This is a genomic window from Lutibacter oricola (genome assembly GCF_900106565.1).
In the GTDB taxonomy this organism is placed as follows: Bacteria; Bacteroidota; Bacteroidia; order Flavobacteriales; family Flavobacteriaceae; genus Lutibacter; species Lutibacter oricola.
Genome location: NZ_FNNJ01000008.1, coordinates 85,393 through 103,674, shown reverse-complemented (window position 1 = coordinate 103,674; position 18,282 = coordinate 85,393). Strand labels below are relative to the sequence as shown.

The following is an 18,282-nucleotide window of genomic DNA, read 5'->3' as shown; positions in this document are numbered from 1 at the left end:
TTCTAACTTTCATTTGTAATTGTATCTTTGTAAACCTAAAAATTTAAAAGATGATTACAAGCAATGTTGCAGAACTTTTAAGTTCAGATAAGTTTTTACAAGAAGTTGAAATTAAAGGTTGGGTTAGAACTTTTAGAGCCAATAGATTTATAGCTTTAAACGATGGTTCAACAATTAACAACATACAATGTGTTGTTGATTTCGAGAATACTTCTGAAGATATTTTAAAAAAAATTACTACTGGAGCAGCAGTATCAATAAAAGGAACTTTAATTGAAAGCCAAGGTAAAGGGCAAACTGTTGAAATTAAAGTTGCTGAATTAGAAATTCTTGGAGAATCTAATCCAGATGAATACCCTATTCAACCAAAAAAACACAGTTTCGAGTTTTTAAGAGAAAACGCTCACTTACGTGTAAGAACTAATACGTTTAGTGCTGTAATGCGTGTTAGATCGGCTCTTTCATTTGCTGTGCATAAATATTTTACAGAGAACGGATTCTATAATTTCCACGCACCTATTATTACTGGTTCAGATGCTGAAGGTGCAGGAGAAATGTTTCAAGTTTCAACTTTAGGTTTAGATAATGTTCCTAAAGATGAAGATGGAAATGTAGATTATAAAAAAGATTTCTTCGGAAAAGAAACTAACCTTACTGTTTCTGGCCAATTAGAAGCTGAAACTTATGCAATGGCATTGGGTAAAGTATATACTTTTGGCCCAACATTTAGAGCTGAAAACTCAAATACAACACGCCATTTATCTGAATTTTGGATGATTGAACCTGAAGTTGCTTTCAACAATCTAGATGACAATATGGATCTTGCTGAAGATTTTATAAAATCTGTAATTACATACGTTTTACAACATTGTAAAGATGATATTGCGTTTTTAGATAATAGATTAACGCAAGAAGAAAAAACAAAACCAGCTAACCAACGTAGTGAAATGACTTTGCTGGAACGTTTAAACTTTGTTGCTGAAAACAATTTTAAACGTGTAAGCTATACGGAAGCAATTGATATTTTAAGAAATTGCAAACCAAACAAAAAGAAAAAATTCCAATTTCCAATTAACGAATGGGGAGCAGATTTACAAAGTGAGCACGAACGTTTTTTAGTTGAAAAACACTTTAAATGTCCTGTAATTTTATTTGATTATCCTGCAAATATTAAAGCGTTTTACATGCGTTTAAATGATGATGGAAAAACAGTACGTGCAATGGATGTTCTATTTCCTGGTATTGGAGAAATTGTTGGTGGAAGCCAACGTGAAGAGCGTTTAGATGTATTAAAACAAAAAATTTCAGATTTAAATATCGACGAAAAAGAACTTTGGTGGTATATAGATACACGTAAATTTGGAACTGCAGAGCATAGTGGTTTTGGGTTAGGTTTTGAACGTTTAGTTCAATTCTCTACAGGAATGGGTAATATTAGAGATGTTATTCCTTATCCACGAACGCCACAAAACGCAGAGTTCTAAAACTAAAAAAACATATTATTTACCGTAATATGTTTTTTTGTATTTTTACCTCGGTATAACTTAAAAAAATCTATGCTTAAACAAAGTTTACAATATAAATTACTTCAAAAATTATCTCCTCAACAAATTCAATTAATGAAATTGATTCAATTGCCTACACAAGCATTTGAACAACGTTTAAAACAAGAATTAGAGGAAAATCCTGCTTTAGATAGCGGTAAAGAGAAGGTTGAAGAAATAGCGAACAATCAATTAGATGATGACGCTTATGATGATGGAAATGATTCTATAAATGCAGAAGATATTAATATTGATGAATATTTAAGTGACGATGAAATACCTAATTACAAAACACAAAGTAATAATTACTCGGTAGATGATGATGACAAGCAAGTACCATATGCATCTGGTACTTCATTTACACAGTACTTAAAAAACCAAATGCACACCTACAGGTTAACTGAAGACGAAGAAATTATAACAGATTTTTTAGTTGGTAGCATTGATGAAAGTGGTTACATTAGAAGAGATTTACTAGATATTTTAGACGATTTAGCATTTACACAAAATGTTTTTACTACTGAAGAGGAATTAAAACGATTGTTAAAAATAGTACAACAATTAGATCCTGCTGGTGTTGCTGCTAGAGATTTAAAAGAATGTTTACTAATTCAATTAAAACGTAAAAAAGAAAAGCCTAGCAGAAATCTTGCAATCGATATTTTAGAAACTTCGTTTGAACATTTTGTTAAAAAGCATTACAAAAAACTATTACAAAAATTCCATATTACGGAAGAAGAGTTAAAGGATGCAATTAAACAAGTTGAAAAATTAAATCCTAAACCTGGTGGATCTTACGTTGGTAACAATAAAATTGCAGAACAAATTGTTCCAGATTTTACTATACGTATTGTTGAAGGGGAATTAGAGCTGACTCTAAATTCTAGAAACGCTCCAGAGCTTCATGTTTCTAAAGATTATAACGATATGCTTTTAGGGTATAAAGACTCTAAGGAAAAATCGAAGTCTCAAAAAGATGCAGTTATGTTTATTAAACAAAAACTAGATGCTGCAAAGTGGTTTATTGACGCTATTAAACAACGTCAACAAACACTTCTTTTAAATATGAATGCCATAATGCATCATCAAAAAGAGTACTTTTTAACTGGTGACGAACGTAAATTGAAACCAATGATATTAAAAGACATTGCAGATGTTATTGATATGGATGTTTCAACAGTTTCTAGGGTTGCTAACAGTAAATATGTAACAACACCTTACGGAACTAAATTAATTAAGGAATTCTTCTCTGAATCGATGAAAAATGAACAAGGAGAGGATGTTTCAACTAGAGAAATAAAAAATATATTAAAAACTGTTATTAAAGAAGAAAACAAAAGAAAACCTTTAACCGATGATAAATTATCTAACTTATTAAAGGAAAAAGGGTATCCTATTGCTCGAAGAACAGTTGCAAAATACAGAGAACAATTAGATATACCTGTAGCGAGATTACGTAAAGAGATTTAGTATGAAATTTTCAAAGTTTATTTCATATTTCTTTCATCCAATAAATTTTCCAATTATTGGTGCTTTAATATATTTTCTTTTTATACCTAAGCATATATTTAAAGTTCAAGAACACACAATTCTCACTGTTATTTTTATTGGTTCATATGTGTTTCCAATAGTTTTACTTTTTATGCTAAAATCACTCAAAATGATCACAAATTTTCAAATTGCAACAATAGAAGAACGCAAGTTTCCTACTACGTTGTTTTTTGGTATTTGTGCAATAATTGGTAATTGGCTATTTAAAACAACTGTTGTTGACTTATTAGCACTTTTTTATTTTGGATATGGATTAGCAATAGCTTTAACGTATATTCTACTTCATATAGAAATAAAATCAAGCCTACATAGTATAGGTATAAGTGGTTTAATTGGTTTTTTAATGTATTTCAGTTACAGCTTTAAAATTAACCTAATATTAATTTTTATTGTATTATTTATACTAAGTGGATTTATAATATCTTCTAGATTAACTCTTAAAGCGCATACTGTTAAAGAAGTAACTATTGGCTATTTTCTAGGTTTTATTTCGCAAGCAATTGTATTTGGTATTTACTACATAATGTAAAGCTTCAAACCTACATTAAATGCATTCATTTCTATTTCCTCACTCTCTATATACGAATCTTTAAAAAGCGAGTTTAACGCGTAGTATACGTATAAATTCCAAGCGTCATAACCAACATTTAGCATGGCACCATATTCTAAATCATTTAAATATTTTCCTTTTTTAATGGTATATGCCTCATTTTGTCCACTATACTTATATCTTGAAGAGTATAAATACGCTATTTTAGCTCCTGCATAAACGCGCCAAAACTTGTATTTAGTAGGTGTAGAGTTTCTAAAGCGGAACTCTATTGGCATTTCTATAGCAAATGTACTAAGTCTATTAGTTTTAATATTTTCAGCTTTAGAAAAGGTATATGTATTATTGTTGTTTACTATTTGCAAATCCTGAATATAGGCGTTATAACTATACCCTAATCCAATACCTAAACCAAAATTACGCTTTTCATTTAAAGGTATATCCTTAATAAAACCAATTGAAAAGCCACCAGAAAAACCATTCTGCTCTATATTTTTTGGCTTGTTAAATAACAAGTTATAAGTAAACGAAACATATATTTGATCTTCCAAATACTTTGTATCAATACTATCTTTTACTTGCTGTGAATACAAATTATTACAAACAAACAATATTGAAATAATGAAAAAAAGCTTTTTAACCATAAAACAAATATAATATATAAAGCACAAAAAAGGCAATCAATTATATGATTGCCTTTTTTAATATTTAAAGATTTAAAAAACTTTATTAAAAGTTTCCGCTTATGTCATTTCCTTTTGACGTAGAGAAACTAACTTTAAGAGCATTAATATCTCTTAATTGTTCTTTAATATCTAGTATTGTTCCAACATTTGCTTCTTTATCAGCTTTAATAGAAGTAGTCATAAATTTAACTTCTTCTTCTTTACGTAAAGCTCTTTCAGCAAAAATAAAGTTAGGAACATCTTTAACATCGATAATTTTATCGTTTACCTGTATTTTATCTCCAGATATTTTACCATCTTTAGATTTACCTACATAAATAGTACTTACCAAACTTTTATGTTCTAATTTTTTTACTTCACTTGCAACTGGTAAAGCTGGCTTCTTAATTAATAAGTCAGTCTCACGCATTGTTGTAGATACCATAAAAAAGAATAACAACATAAATACAATATCAGGTAATGATGCAGTAGAAATTGCAGGTAAGCCTTTTTTCTTCTTTTTAAATTTACTCATAATCTGATATTCTTATTTTAGTGGTTCAGGTTCCGAGATAATTTGAGGGTATTTACCCTTTAAATTATCAATTTTCGCTTTTAAACTCTCGCTTGGATTATCTTTATAATCTTTTAATAATTGACTATAAGTAGTTCCATAAAGCTTTTTCGCTAATTCGCTTCTTAATTCATTATATGCTTTTTCTACTTCATTTTGAATAGATACATACATACCATAAGTTGTTCCACGAGCACTTTGTAACGAAATAATTGCTTTACTTGGATGATCTGATGAATTTGGGTCTTTAGCACCTTGACAATAATCACAAGGCTCTCCAGGTTTACCATCTTTAGGAGCTCCAATTCCACCACCATTATCAATAAAATCCATTGCGATTTTCTTAATATCTTTTACATCAACAAAATCAGTTCCTTCAACCAAAATTAAATTATTTCGGTTAACAACGATATCTAAAACATTTTTTTGTTTTACAATAACATCTTGTGGCTTTTCTTGACTTTTTTCAGGTAATTTACGAGAAATCCCTGAATCAACATCCATTGTTGTTGTTACTAAGAAAAATATTAAAAGCAAGAACGCAATGTCTGCCATTGAACCAGCATTTATTTCTCCATTTTCTCTTCTTGCCATAATAATTTATTTTACAAATGATCTACCAAAATCGATTAAAAAGAATAACAATCCAACACCACCTAAAAGGGCGCTAAAGTTAATTCCTGTACTTACCCATTTTGATACACTTCCAGCTTCTCCATTTTCTAATACTCTACCACTAACATCTAATACAGCAGCATCAGAAGCAGTCATATAAGCAATTGCTAAAATAACACCAAAAGCTGCAACACCAATTAAGGTAGTTTTTAAACCTTGAGGGTTTTTAATCATATTTACAATTGAAAATACTACAGCAAGTAAAGCTGTTGCAATCAATGTAAACTTAGCAAAAGTAATAAATGGCGATACTATGCTATCTTTAATAGTATCATCGGCAAGCATAGCTTCGATAGCTTCATCTCCCTCCATCATAATTCTTATGAAGAAGTAGAAACCAATCAACCCTATTAGCCCAGCTACTAAAGTTAATATTTTTGAAAATTTCTTACTCATAATTTATATTATTTTTTGTGTTTAACCAAAAGGTCAACAAGTGAAATTGATGCGTCTTCCATGTTGTTTACAATACTATCTACTTTAGAGATAATGTAGTTGTAAAATACTTGAAGAATAATTGCAACAATTAAACCAAATACTGTAGTTAATAATGCTACTTTAATACCTCCTGCTACTACTGTTGGAGAAATATCACCAGCTTGTTGAATTGAATCAAATGCACCAATCATACCAATTACAGTACCCATGAAACCTAACATAGGAGCTAAAGCAATAAATAAAGATAACCAAGAAATGTTTTTCTCTAATAATCCCATTTGAACACCACCGTATCCAACAACCGCTTTTTCAGCCGCGTCAACACCTTCGTCCATTCTGTCTAAACCTTGGTAAAAGATTGAAGCAACAGGTCCTTTTGTGTTTCTACAAACTTCTTTTGCAGCTTCTACACCACCACTAGCTAAAGCATCATCTACTTTATTTACTAATTTTTTAGTGTTTGTAGTTGCCATGTTAAGATAAATAATTCTTTCAATAGCAATTGCTAAACCTAAAATTAAGGCTACTAATACAATTCCCATAAAGAAAGGTCCACCTTCAATAAAACGTTGTTTTAATTCTTGGTGAAATGTTTTTTCTTCTGTTGCATCAGCCGCAACCTTTTCAGTTTTGGTTGCATCTTGTGCTACTGCCTTAGGTGCTGCTCCAAATAACATTAATCCTGTAATTGCAAGGATAGTAAATACTCTTTTCATTGTGTAATAGTTAATTTATTAATTTTTCTAACGGGTTAAATATAAAATTATTTTACAAAATAATAAATCCTTAGGAAGTTAAACTATATTGTTTAATATGTATAGCTTTACTTCTTTAAACCACTATTTTGCGTATGGCAAGTAACGAAAAAATGTTGAGTTATTAAAATTTTAGAAACACTTTAAGTGTTTTTTTTACAATTTATTAATTTTTTAAAAATACAATAACATTTATCATAGAATTGAAGATTAATATGTTAAAAAATAGTCAATTTAAACCTTTAAACCTTGTTTTTTATTCTAAAATAGTCAATTCTCCTCTTAATGGTGATTCAAATATACTTTTAAACTCATTATTTGGCACTTTCATTCCAAGCATGTACATTAATTTAACCAATGCAGACTCTGAAGTTATATCAAAACCACTAATTACACCCATTTTATCTAAATGAACACTAGCATTATATTTACCCATAATAACACTTCCTCCAGCACATTGTGTAACATTTATTATTTTAATTTCTTTATTAACAGCATCTTGTAATAAATCTAAAAACCATTGTTTAGATGTTGCATTACCAGATCCAAATGTTTCTAAAACTACACCTTTTAACCCTTCAATATTTAAAACACTTTCAACTACTTGTTTGGTTATTCCAGGAAATAATTTTAGCACAGCAATATTATTATCAAACCTTTTTCGTACTTCTAGTTTTTTTTCTGTTGAAGTTTTTTCTAACAATTGCCTCTTAAACTTTAAATGAACACCACTTTCCGCCAATGGTAAACAGTTAGGCGAACTAAAAGCTTGAAAATGTTCTGCGTTCATTTTTACAGTTCTATTTGCTCTATAAAGTTTATACTCAAAATACAAACACACTTCATTTATTAAAGGTTTGCCATCTTTATTTTGCTTTGCTGCAATCTCAATTGAGGTAATTAAGTTTTCCTTTGCATCGGTACGTAAATCTCCAATTGGCAACTGCGAACCAGTAAATATAATTGGCTTAGCCAAATTTTTAAACATAAAACTAAAAGCCGAAGAAGTATAGGCCATTGTATCTGACCCATGTAAAATCACAAAACCATCGTATTTTTCATAATTTCTCTCTATAAGTTCAGCAATAAACACCCATTCTTCAATATCCATATCTGACGAGTCTATTGGAACATCGAATGAAAAAGTATCAATAGTACAATTTAAATGATTTAATTCGGGAACATGTTTTAATAACTTATCAAAATTGAAAGCTTTTAACGCTCCAGTTTCAAAGTCTTTAACCATACCTATTGTACCTCCAGTATAAATTAAATATATGTGTGGAATTTTTGTCATTTTGTCTTACATCTAGTTTTGGAATAATTTATGATGTAAATTTATCGAATATTAACTATAAAAAAGAAAATTATGTTTGGTTATTACATTATTATTGGAGCAATCTCTTTAATAAGTTGGTTAGTTAGCAATCAACTAAAAAGAAAATTTGAACAATACTCTAAGGTTCAATTACAAAATGGACTAAGCGGTAAAGAAATAGCCGAAAAAATGTTACGCGATCACAGTATTAATGATGTAAAAGTAATTTCAACCGCAGGTCAACTAACAGATCACTACAACCCAGCAAATAAAACTGTAAACTTAAGTGATGTTGTTTATAGCCAACGAAACACTGCTGCGGCTGCTGTTGCTGCACACGAAGTTGGCCATGCTGTTCAACATGCAAAAGCATACAAATGGTTAACTATGAGATCACAATTAGTACCTGTTGTAAATATTTCATCTAAATTTTCAATTTGGTTAGTTATAGGTGGTCTAGCCCTAGGTGCTGCCGAAACTTCTGGCTTAGGACTTTATGTTGCATTTGCTGGTTTAATTATGATGGGGTTAGCAACTCTTTTCAGCTTTATAACTTTACCTGTAGAATATGATGCTAGTAATAGAGCTTTAGCTTGGTTAAAAACAAATAACATGCTTACTAGCACCGAACAAGACGGAGCACAAGATGCCTTAAAATGGGCTGCAAGAACTTATTTAGTTGCCGCTTTAGGATCTTTGGCTATGCTATTATATTGGGCTTTAAGAATTTTGGGAGGAAGAAAATAGCCTTACGGTTTTATTTGCCTATCAATTTGCTGATCTAACGAGATAAAGGTTTCTGTTCTAATAACTCCTTTAATTGATTGTATTTTATTGTTTAATAAAAACATTAAATGCTCATTATCTTTACATAATATTTTTACAAAAATTGAATAATTACCAGTAGTAAAATGACTTTCAACAACCTCGGTAACCTCTTTCAATCTTTTTATAACTGAATTGTAATTACTCGCAGTATCTAGATAAACACCAATAAAAGCAAGCGTATCATAACCTAAAGCTTTAGGGTTAATAATAAATTTAGAACCTTTAATTAAACCTGAAGATTCAAGTTTTCTTAATCTTTGATGAATTGCAGCTCCAGATATTCCAATTTGACGAGCAATACCTAAAATTGGAGTACGAGCATCGGCCATTAAATGCTTAAGAATTATCTTGTCAATACCATCAACACGTAACCTTTTATCTTTCATCTATAATGTACTTTTAAAAGTAAATATAAAAAAATAAAGGATATGATTTCTCATATCCTTCATTAAACATCTTATCTGTATTTTCTTACTCTTTACCTTCTAAAACAAAATCTTCCATAAATTTTGTAGTATAATTTCCTGATAAATAATCAGCATTATCCATTAATTGTCTGTGGAAAGGTATCGTTGTTTTAACACCTTCAATAACAAACTCATCTAATGCACGTCTCATTTTACTTATAGCCTCTTCACGAGTTTGAGCCGTAGTTATTAATTTAGCAATCATTGAATCGTAATTTGGCGGAATAGTGTAACCTGCATATACATGAGAATCTACACGAACACCATGCCCACCTGGCGTATGTAATACAGTTATTTTACCTGGTGAAGGTCTAAATCCATTAAACGGGTCTTCAGCATTAATTCTACACTCTATCGAATGTAATTTTGGTAAATAATTTTTTCCTGAAATTGGCACTCCAGCAGCCACTTTAATTTGCTCATAAATTAAATCGTAATCAATTACTTGTTCCGTAATTGGGTGCTCAACTTGAATACGTGTATTCATTTCCATAAAATAGAAATTCTTATGCTTATCTACCAAGAATTCTACTGTACCAGCACCTTCATATTTAATATATTCTGCCGCTTTTACAGCTGCTTCTCCCATTTTCTTTCTAAGAGCAACAGTCATAAACGGAGAAGGAGCTTCTTCTGTTAATTTTTGGTGACGACGCTGAATAGAACAATCTCTTTCAGATAAATGACACGCTTTACCAAATGAATCTCCAATAACTTGAATTTCAATATGACGCGGTTCTTCAATTAATTTCTCTAAATACATTCCGTCATTTCCAAAACAAGCAAAAGCTTCTTGCCTAGCACCATCCCACAATTCTTTCAAATCTTTTCTATCCCAAACGGCTCTCATTCCTTTACCACCACCTCCGGCAGTTGCTTTAAGCATTACAGGGAACCCCATTTCGTCAGCTAACTTTTCACACTCTTCAAATGTTTCAAGAATTCCTTCTGAACCTGGAATTGTTGGCACACCTGCAGCCTTCATAGTTTCTCTGGCAGAAGCTTTATCTCCCATTCTACTAATCATTTCATCAGTTGCACCTATAAATTTAATTCCGTGCTCTTCACATAATTTAGAAAATTTAGCATTTTCTGCTAAAAAACCATAACCAGGATGTATAGCATCTGCATTTGTAATTTCAGCTGCAGCTAAAATTGCTTGCATATTTAAGTAAGAATCTGTACTAGACGGAGGTCCAATACAAACTGCTTCATCTGCAAATCTTACGTGTAAACTTTCGGCATCAGCAGTTGAATAAACAGCTACAGTTTTAACTCCTATTTCTCTACATGTTCTAATAACACGCAAAGCAATTTCACCTCTATTGGCAATTAATATTTTTTTAAACATAAATTCTTCAATTTTTCAACATTCAAAAAACAAATTTCGATTTACATATCGAATTTTGAGAATTAAAAATTGTGATTTTACATTATGATGGATCTACTAAGAATAAAGGCTGACCAAATTCAACAGGTGTTCCATCTTCAATTAAAATTTTAACAATTTTACCTGAAACTTCAGATTCAATTTCGTTAAATAATTTCATTGCCTCAATAATACACACTACAGAGTCAGGATTTACTGTATCTCCAACCTCTACAAACATTGGCTTGTCTGGAGATGGTTTTCTATAGAACGTACCAATTATTGGTGAAGTTATTTCTATATAGTTTGAATTTTCTTCTTTTTCACTTGTGTTTCCTGTTGCAACCTCTTCAATTTGAGATGCTACAGGAGCAGAAACTGGCACTTGCGGTACAGCCATTGGAGCTGCTTGTTGTAAAATTGTAGTTTCAGTTTTTTCTGGTCCAGTTTTAATGGTAATTTTAATATCCTCCATTTCTAACTTTACCTCATTTGCACCAGATTTGGCTACAAATTTAATAAGGTTTTGAATATCCTTTAATTCCATAATTTATTGGTTTTTGTTTGGGTTTGTTTAATTTTTTATTAAATATATTATGAATTATAAGCCCACTTAAAGTAGATAGATCCCCACGTGAAACCTCCACCAAATGCGGCAAATATAATTGTATCTCCTTTTTTAAGCTGACTTTCATAATCAGCTATTAATAATGGAAGCGTTGCTGAAGTTGTGTTTCCGTAATTTTGAATATTCATCATTACTTTAGAACTATCAACTTCGATTCTATTTGCTGTTGCTTCAATTATTCTTTTATTTGCTTGATGCGCTGCTAACCAATTTACATCCTTTTCAGTTAGATTGTTTCTTTCTAGAATTTTTACAGCTACATCAGCCATATTTGATACAGCATTTTTAAATACTGTTTTTCCATCTTGAAATATAAAGTGCTCTCCTTTTTCAAAAGTATCTTTATCTAAAGGATACATAGAACCCCCAGCTTTAGCACGTAAAAACTCTCTACCTGTACCATCGCTTCTTAAATATTCATCTTGATGCCCTAAACCTTCTTCGTTAGGCTCGAACAATGCTGCTCCCGCACCATCACCAAAAATAATACAAGTGGCTCTATCTGTATAATCAATCATTGAAGAGCATTTATCTGCTCCTATCAATAATACTTTTTTATACCTACCTGATTCTATATAACTAGAAACTACAGACATTCCATATAAAAAACTAGAACATGCTGCTTCTAAATCAAAACCAAAAGCATTTACGGCTCCTATTTCTGAAGCTACAAATGCACCTACTGCAGCTGCCTGCATATCTGGAGTTGCAGTTGCAACCAACACTAAATCTATTTCTTTTGGGTCTAAATTTGACTTTTCTATTAAGTTTTGAGCTGCTTTAGTAGCCATATAACCGGTACCTAAGCCTTCTCCTTTTAATATTCTTCTTTCTTTAATACCGGTACGTGAAGTAATCCATTCATCGTTCGTATCAACCAATTTTTCTAACATTGCATTTGTTAAAACATCATCTGGTAGATATTTCCCTACTGCGGTAATTGCTGCGGTAATTTTTGTCATAATTAATTATACTTTTCTACTAAAAAAGAATTTCAAAGTAATGAAATTTATTTTTAATATTTAACCATATATGGCATTTTTTACCCTAAAAAGGTTTTTTAAAATAAAAAAACTCTCATAAAGAGAGTTTTTAATCGCTTAAATTACAGTTATTAAGCTTCAGTTTCTTGAGCGTCAATTATAACTTGACCTCTGTAGTATAATTTTCCTTCGTGCCAGTGTGCTCTGTGGTATAAGTGAGCTTCACCTGTTGTAGGATCAATCGCAACTTGAGGAGCTACAGCTTTATAATGAGTTCTTCTTTTATCTCTTCTAGTTTTTGATATTTTTCTTTTTGGATGTGCCATTACGCGTCTTTTTTATCAATTAGTATATCTCTTAATTTATTCCATCTAGGATCAATATCCTGATTATCTTCTGCTTGTTCAGATTCTTCTTTCAATTCAAATTCTTTTAACCTATCAAACACTTCAGATTTTAATGTTCCATCCTCGATTCCTGGATGTATTCTTTTAATTGGAACAGCCAACACTATTGCTTCATATATATATTGAGCAACATTTAATGTATGTTCAGAATGAGGTAATACTAGAATTTCTTCATTTTCATTATTAAATTCACTACCAAACTTCACAATTAAATCCAATTTACTCTCTATAGGTTGTTGAAATAACTCATTTGATACGTCACAAGTTACCTCTACCCAACCGGTAAAGTTAAATTCCAATTCAAACATTGTTGCTTTTTTCAAAAAAGAAATATCAACATTTACATTTGAATTATTAAAATCATTGTATTCAAAAAAATCAAAGAACTCTTTATTTATTTCATACTCAAACCTATGTTCACCTTCTTTTAGACCTACAAAAGGAATGTTGAAGTTTTTTAAATCTTTCATATCGAACCTTAATTTGAGCGTGCAAAGATATAAAATAATACTTATTATTATAAATAAATATTAAAATTTTAATCTTATTACCTTCTCTTAGATGTTTTTAACGTGTTTTTAGTCAAAGTTTTATACTCTTCTCTTTTTTGATACAATTTAATAGCAGTAAAAACAGCCTCTTTAAACGAGCTTATATTTGCCTTGTTTTTGCCCGCCAATTCGTAAGCAGTTCCGTGGTCTGGAGATGTTCTAATTTTCTCTAATCCAGCAGTAAAGTTTACTCCTTCGCCAAAAGATAATGTTTTAAATGGTGCTAAACCTTGATCGTGATACATAGCTAAAACACCATCAAAATTTTTATAATTTTCTGAACCAAAAAAGCTATCTGCCGCATATGGTCCGTAAACTAACTTTCCTTCATTTTGAATTTCAACAAGAGTTGGTCTAATAATTTCATCATCCTCATTTCCAATAACACCATTATCTCCACAATGTGGATTTAAACCTAACACAGCAATTTTTGGTTTTGAAACACCAAAATCTTGCACCAAAGTTTTATACAGTATATTTGCTTTCTTTTTAATAACTTCTGGAGTTACTGCTTTTGAAACTTCTGAAATTGGGATATGCCCTGTAATTAAGCCAATTTTCAACTCGTTAGTCATTAAAATCATTAAGCTCTCTCCTTCTAACTTAGATTCTAAATATTCTGTATGACCTGGAAATGCAAAATCTTCAGACTGAATATTATCTTTATTAATAGGAGCCGTTACTATAACATCTATCTCCCCTTTTTCTAATGCATTTGTTGCAGCTTCTAAAGATTTAAAGGCATATTGCCCTGAAACTTCTGTTGGTTTCCCTAACTCTAAAGCAACTTCATCTTTCCAAATATTTAAAATATTAATTTTGCTTGGCACAGCTTTTTCAATATCCATAACTCCATTAAATGGAACATTAATATTTGTTTGCTTCTTATATTGAGATATAGTTTTAGTAGCGCCAAAAATTATTGGAGTACAAAAATCTAACATTCTCTTATCTTGAAAGGTTTTTAGTATAATTTCGATTCCTATACCATTAAGGTCTCCTAAAGAAATTCCAACCTTTATTTTTTTATTTTTATCCATTAATGCAGTTTATTATGCTTAATTTTACAACATCAAAAGTAATCAAATAAAATTACATACTTATGTTTACAGGAATTATTGAAAGCCTAGGAATAATAAAAAATATTGAACAAGATAGAGACAACTTTCATATTACTATTGAAAGTAATTTTACTTCTGAATTAAAAATTGATCAAAGCGTTGCTCATAATGGTGTGTGTTTAACTATTGTAAAAATTAACGGAAACGAATATACAGTTACTGCAATAAAAGAAACCTTAGATAAATCTAACTTTAATTTCGCTAAAATTGGAGACAAAGTAAACCTAGAGCGCGCAATGATTTTAGGTGCTAGATTAGATGGACACATAGTTCAAGGACATGTTGATCAAACTGCAACTTGCACAAATGTAAAAGAAGAAGATGGTAGCTGGGTTTACACTTTTGAATACGACACTTCTTTAAACAATATTACAATTGAAAAAGGTTCGATTACTGTAAACGGAACAAGTTTAACTGTTGTTAACTCAAGAAAAAATAGTTTTTCTGTAGCAATTATACCTTACACTCAAGAACATACAAATTTTCATACATTTAAAAATGGAACTATTGTAAATCTAGAATTTGATGTTATAGGAAAATATGTAGCTAAGCTAATTGAAAAATAGAATTACTTCTTTTTTCTTAACTCATATACACCATAAACTATACCTGAAATAATTAAATAAGTTAAACCTCCATCTACGGGTAATATATTACCTGGATTGGCAGGTCCTGAAGGTTTACCTCCTATTGGTGGTTGGGGCGGTGTTGCTTGCGAATAACCTTTTGCAAAACACAATAAGCTAAAGCTTAACAATAATATGTTAATCTTCTTTTTCATTTTGGGGTTCATTTTCAAGGGGCTGTATATACACTTTGTAAATACATTACAAATATAGTAGTTTTTTTTTAACAAACAACATTCTACAACATATGCCATCTCAACTACAAAAAAAATACAAATATTAACTTAAGCCAACCTATTATACTATCTTTCAATTATTTAAAAACTAAATAATATGAGAATATTAAAATGAAAAACTCTTAAATTTCATCCCTTTTTTAAATATTGAATTCACTATTAAAACTTACTTTTACTATCCTTCTTAAATTTAAAAAGCCTTGCAAACTTAACGTTTACAAGGCCTTACGATTTTACGACGTGGTCCCACAAGGGCTCGAACCTTGGACCCCCTGATTATGAGTCAGGTGCTCTAACCAGCTGAGCTATGAGACCTAAAATCTGAGTGCAAAAGTAACACATATTTAATTTACGCACAATTTTATTTCAAAAAAAAGTTTATAAAATAAATATTATTTTAGCTTAAAATTTTTAAAATGCACAAAACTATACACTTACTAGCACTTATTATTTCAATTAATTTTGGAATTAATGCACAAAATAGCAAATCCGAACCAAAAAAATTTATTGACAATGTACAATTTGGAGGTGGTTTTAACATTGGTTTTGGCAGTAATTACTCAACTTTAGCTATTTCTCCAAGTGCTATTTATAATTTTTCAGATGAATTTAGTGCAGGTCTTAGTTTTACATATGTTTATGTTAAAAATAAATCTTCTATACAATCTACTACTAATTTAATTGGAGGTAGTGTTTTAGCGCTATACAAACCTATTCAAAAATTTCAGGTATCATTAGAGTTTGAAAAATTAAACATTAATCAAAAATTTAGATATACCAATAATTCACCTACCTGGCAAGATGCATTTTACCTTGGAGCAGAATATGTAACAGGTAGAATGGCCGTAGGCTTACGCTACGACTTACTATTTGATAAAAATGAGAATTTAATATACTCATCAGCATTAAGCCCTGTGTTTAGAATTTACTTTTAAACCAAACTTTTTGTGCTTCTCTTTTTAAAATTAACAGTGTTATTTGGGTAATAAAAGTTTCTGAATTACCATTAACCCTCAACATTTCTTTTTCAGAAACATCTATACGATATATTAAATTCAAATAAGAATCGTAATTATTATAAAACAAGTTCGAAATTTTTTCTTGCAGCTTAACAATAAAAGGTTCAACATTATTTTCTTCAGAAAAAGAAAAATCAATATTTGCTAAGTAAAAATCTTTATTTAATTGCGCTATTAATTTTAAGTATAAATCCTCTTTAATAATGGCATTAACAACTGCTAAAGCATTTTGTTGAAGAAACATTATATCGATCGCTTCATTAAACCTAAACCAAACTCTTTTAAAATATTCTTATTCTTATCAGATATTTTAAGCTTTTCAAGATCTTTAAATGCCTTATCTGTATAATTCTGGATGGCTTGTTTAGTTAAACCTCCAATATTATTGTTTTCAAAAATTTGAGTTACATGTTTTACCTTTTCAGCATTAGTAATGTTTGAATTATACAATTCGACTAAGTTTTTAGCATCACTTTCACTGCTAACTTGTAATGCTTTTAAGTATAGGTAAGTTTTCTTATTCTCTAAAATATCACCTCCTATTTGTTTTCCAAAAGTTTCAGCATTTCCAAAAGTATCTAAATAATCATCTTGTAATTGAAAGGCAATTCCTAGGTTTAAACCAAAGTTATAAATTGCTTCTGCTTGCTCATCATCTACATTCGAAATTATTGCTCCCATTTGCATAGCAGCTGCTATTAAAACCGATGTTTTATTGGTTATCATTGTCAAATATTCGTCTATAGAAACATCATTTCTACTTTCAAAATCAACGTCTAATTGTTGACCTTCACAAACTTCAAGAGCAGTTTTATTAAAAACCTTTAATAATTTTTTATATAAATGAACGTCGTAGCTTTCAAAACACTGGTAAGCAATAATCATCATAGCATCACCAGAAAGTATCCCTGTGTTTTCATCCCATTTTTTATGCACAGTTTCTTTACCTCTTCTAATAGGTGCACTATCCATAATATCATCATGTACTAATGTAAAATTATGAAACACTTCAACCGCTAAAGCAGCATCAAAAGATTTTTTTGAATCTCCACCAAACAAATCACAAATCATTAAAGTTAAAACAGGTCGCAATCGCTTACCCCCTATTCCTAATATATATATAATTGGTTCGTATAAGTTTTTTGGTTGCTTTAAAACTACCTTCTCATTTAAATATTCAAGAAATGCTTCTTTATACCCCTCTAAAGTCATCTAATTTAATTTTGCGGTAAAAATACATTTTTCAATAATATTATTTTAATTAAACTTTATAATGTTATTAAAATGTTAAAACTAAGGAAACTTTTTTTGTTTCTAAAGTTTCCTTTTGTACATTTGCCTCCAAATTTTTTCAGAAAAAGAATACATGAAAGAAACAATATTAGATAAAACAGGTGAAATTTTTTTAAAATTCGGCTTTAAAAGTGTTACTATGGATGACATTGCCAACGATTTAGGCATATCTAAAAAAACACTGTACAAACACTTTAAAAATAAAGAAGATTTAGTTGACCAAGCAATTATTAGCTTTCACGAAAAATGTTTAGAGAAAATTAATTGTATTTGCGCTATTGGACACAATGCCATAGAGGAAAACTTTGAAGTAAAAAAAATATTTAAAGATTTACTTCAAACTTCGGATGAATCCCCAATGTTTCAGTTAAAAAAATATTACCCAAAAACTTATGATAAGGTAATGGTTAAAGAGTTTGAAGAATTTCAAGCTTGCATTGTACGAAATATTGAAAACGGTATTAATGAAGGTTTATACCGTAAAAACATTAAAAAATCTGTAGTCTCAAGATTTTACTTTGCCCTTATTTTTAGTGTACACGATGACAATTTATTCACTTACAAAAAAAACACAATTAATCAATTAGAAATAGACGTGCTAGAATTTTACACGAGAGCAATCTCAACCCCAAAAGGAATTAAAGAATTAGAAAAACAATTAGCCAAATTAAACAACAATTAATA

Annotated in this window: 23 protein-coding genes and 1 tRNA gene; 7 read left to right on the top strand and 17 right to left on the bottom strand. The window is 30.1% G+C overall.

All coding sequences use genetic code 11. The features are described 5' to 3' along the window. Positions 1-50 precede the first annotated feature (50 nt). From asnS to BLU40_RS13500, 3 genes are all read left to right on the top strand, one after another. The gene (gene asnS, locus BLU40_RS13510; protein ID WP_090124584.1) at positions 51-1,484 is read left to right on the top strand and encodes an asparagine--tRNA ligase; all 1,434 of its coding nucleotides are present in this window, start codon (positions 51-53) and stop codon (positions 1,482-1,484) included. 72 nt (positions 1,485-1,556) lie between these two features. After that, positions 1,557-3,014 carry an RNA polymerase factor sigma-54 gene (gene rpoN, locus BLU40_RS13505; protein WP_090124581.1) on the top strand — a complete coding sequence of 486 codons (1,458 nt, stop codon included), beginning with the start codon at positions 1,557-1,559 and terminating at the stop codon, positions 3,012-3,014. A gap of 190 nt (positions 3,015-3,204) precedes the next feature. Further along, entirely contained in the window at positions 3,205-3,624 is a 420-nt protein-coding gene (locus BLU40_RS13500) for a hypothetical protein (protein WP_139170972.1), read from the top strand. On the opposite strand, the gene BLU40_RS13495 is transcribed toward BLU40_RS13500, so the two are convergent. The 6 genes from BLU40_RS13495 to BLU40_RS13470 form a co-directional block, all read right to left on the bottom strand. Next, on the bottom strand, positions 3,612-4,238 hold the full coding sequence (locus BLU40_RS13495) for a porin family protein (RefSeq protein WP_175454793.1): 627 nt from the start codon (positions 4,236-4,238) through the stop codon (positions 3,612-3,614). The genes BLU40_RS13500 and BLU40_RS13495 overlap by 13 nt on opposite strands. A gap of 136 nt (positions 4,239-4,374) precedes the next feature. Continuing rightward, the gene (locus BLU40_RS13490) at positions 4,375-4,845 is read right to left on the bottom strand and encodes an ExbD/TolR family protein (protein WP_090124573.1); all 471 of its coding nucleotides are present in this window, start codon (positions 4,843-4,845) and stop codon (positions 4,375-4,377) included. A 12-nt stretch (positions 4,846-4,857) separates the two neighbouring features. Then, positions 4,858-5,478 (bottom strand): ExbD/TolR family protein, encoded by a 621-nt coding sequence (locus tag BLU40_RS13485; RefSeq protein WP_090124570.1) that lies wholly within the window; start codon positions 5,476-5,478, stop codon positions 4,858-4,860. Between the two features lie 6 nt (positions 5,479-5,484). Then, positions 5,485-5,955, bottom strand: coding sequence for a hypothetical protein (locus BLU40_RS13480; RefSeq protein WP_139170971.1), 471 nt, complete (start codon positions 5,953-5,955; stop codon positions 5,485-5,487). An 8-nt stretch (positions 5,956-5,963) separates the two neighbouring features. After that, positions 5,964-6,713, bottom strand: coding sequence for a MotA/TolQ/ExbB proton channel family protein (locus BLU40_RS13475; protein ID WP_090124564.1), 750 nt, complete (start codon positions 6,711-6,713; stop codon positions 5,964-5,966). Positions 6,714-7,008: 295 nt separating this feature from the next. After that, on the bottom strand, positions 7,009-8,049 hold the full coding sequence (locus BLU40_RS13470) for an asparaginase (protein ID WP_090124560.1): 1,041 nt from the start codon (positions 8,047-8,049) through the stop codon (positions 7,009-7,011). Positions 8,050-8,121: 72 nt separating this feature from the next. On the opposite strand from BLU40_RS13470, the gene BLU40_RS13465 reads away from it, so the two are divergent. Further along, entirely contained in the window at positions 8,122-8,817 is a 696-nt protein-coding gene (locus BLU40_RS13465) for a zinc metallopeptidase (RefSeq protein ID WP_090124557.1), read from the top strand. A 2-nt stretch (positions 8,818-8,819) separates the two neighbouring features. On the opposite strand, the gene BLU40_RS13460 is transcribed toward BLU40_RS13465, so the two are convergent. From BLU40_RS13460 to pdxA, 7 genes are all read right to left on the bottom strand, one after another. Continuing rightward, positions 8,820-9,284: an Lrp/AsnC ligand binding domain-containing protein gene (locus tag BLU40_RS13460; protein WP_090124555.1), complete on the bottom strand. Its 465-nt coding sequence runs from the start codon at positions 9,282-9,284 to the stop codon at positions 8,820-8,822. 85 nt (positions 9,285-9,369) lie between these two features. After that, on the bottom strand, positions 9,370-10,716 hold the full coding sequence (accC, locus tag BLU40_RS13455) for an acetyl-CoA carboxylase biotin carboxylase subunit (protein WP_090124552.1): 1,347 nt from the start codon (positions 10,714-10,716) through the stop codon (positions 9,370-9,372). 82 nt (positions 10,717-10,798) lie between these two features. Next, positions 10,799-11,281: an acetyl-CoA carboxylase biotin carboxyl carrier protein gene (gene accB / locus BLU40_RS13450; RefSeq protein ID WP_090124548.1), complete on the bottom strand. Its 483-nt coding sequence runs from the start codon at positions 11,279-11,281 to the stop codon at positions 10,799-10,801. A 47-nt stretch (positions 11,282-11,328) separates the two neighbouring features. Then, complete coding sequence (locus tag BLU40_RS13445; RefSeq protein ID WP_090124546.1) at positions 11,329-12,324, bottom strand: beta-ketoacyl-ACP synthase III; 996 nt, start codon at positions 12,322-12,324, stop codon at positions 11,329-11,331. A gap of 152 nt (positions 12,325-12,476) precedes the next feature. Then, the gene (rpmF, locus tag BLU40_RS13440) at positions 12,477-12,671 is read right to left on the bottom strand and encodes a 50S ribosomal protein L32 (protein WP_090124543.1); all 195 of its coding nucleotides are present in this window, start codon (positions 12,669-12,671) and stop codon (positions 12,477-12,479) included. Further along, positions 12,671-13,222 carry a YceD family protein gene (locus BLU40_RS13435; RefSeq protein WP_090124542.1) on the bottom strand — a complete coding sequence of 184 codons (552 nt, stop codon included), beginning with the start codon at positions 13,220-13,222 and terminating at the stop codon, positions 12,671-12,673. Before BLU40_RS13435 ends, rpmF begins: the two co-directional genes overlap by 1 nt. A gap of 77 nt (positions 13,223-13,299) precedes the next feature. Continuing rightward, a complete protein-coding gene (pdxA, locus tag BLU40_RS13430; protein WP_090124540.1) occupies positions 13,300-14,343 on the bottom strand; it encodes a 4-hydroxythreonine-4-phosphate dehydrogenase PdxA in 1,044 nt (347 codons plus the stop codon). A 62-nt stretch (positions 14,344-14,405) separates the two neighbouring features. On the opposite strand from pdxA, the gene BLU40_RS13425 reads away from it, so the two are divergent. Next, positions 14,406-14,990: a riboflavin synthase gene (locus tag BLU40_RS13425; RefSeq protein WP_090124537.1), complete on the top strand. Its 585-nt coding sequence runs from the start codon at positions 14,406-14,408 to the stop codon at positions 14,988-14,990. Positions 14,991-14,992: 2 nt separating this feature from the next. Here BLU40_RS13425 and BLU40_RS13420 read toward each other — a convergent pair whose 3' ends face one another. Both BLU40_RS13420 and BLU40_RS13415 read right to left on the bottom strand, forming a co-directional pair. Beyond that, positions 14,993-15,205, bottom strand: a complete 213-nt coding sequence (locus BLU40_RS13420; protein ID WP_139170970.1) for a PID-CTERM protein-sorting domain-containing protein — start codon at positions 15,203-15,205, stop codon at positions 14,993-14,995. A gap of 322 nt (positions 15,206-15,527) precedes the next feature. Then, a tRNA-Ile gene (locus BLU40_RS13415) sits at positions 15,528-15,601 on the bottom strand. Between the two features lie 101 nt (positions 15,602-15,702). Here BLU40_RS13415 and BLU40_RS13410 point away from each other — a divergent pair. Continuing rightward, complete coding sequence (locus BLU40_RS13410) at positions 15,703-16,221, top strand: hypothetical protein (protein WP_090124531.1); 519 nt, start codon at positions 15,703-15,705, stop codon at positions 16,219-16,221. Here the strand turns inward: BLU40_RS13410 and BLU40_RS13405 are convergent. Both BLU40_RS13405 and BLU40_RS13400 read right to left on the bottom strand, forming a co-directional pair. Next, a complete protein-coding gene (locus BLU40_RS13405) occupies positions 16,205-16,549 on the bottom strand; it encodes a hypothetical protein (protein WP_090124528.1) in 345 nt (114 codons plus the stop codon). The two genes, BLU40_RS13410 and BLU40_RS13405, sit on opposite strands and share 17 nt — an antisense overlap. Next, positions 16,549-17,517: a polyprenyl synthetase family protein gene (locus tag BLU40_RS13400; RefSeq protein ID WP_090124525.1), complete on the bottom strand. Its 969-nt coding sequence runs from the start codon at positions 17,515-17,517 to the stop codon at positions 16,549-16,551. Before BLU40_RS13400 ends, BLU40_RS13405 begins: the two co-directional genes overlap by 1 nt. Before the next feature lie 154 nt (positions 17,518-17,671). On the opposite strand from BLU40_RS13400, the gene BLU40_RS13395 reads away from it, so the two are divergent. After that, positions 17,672-18,280, top strand: a complete 609-nt coding sequence (locus BLU40_RS13395) for a TetR/AcrR family transcriptional regulator (protein WP_090124521.1) — start codon at positions 17,672-17,674, stop codon at positions 18,278-18,280. The last annotated feature ends 2 nt before the right edge of the window (positions 18,281-18,282 follow it).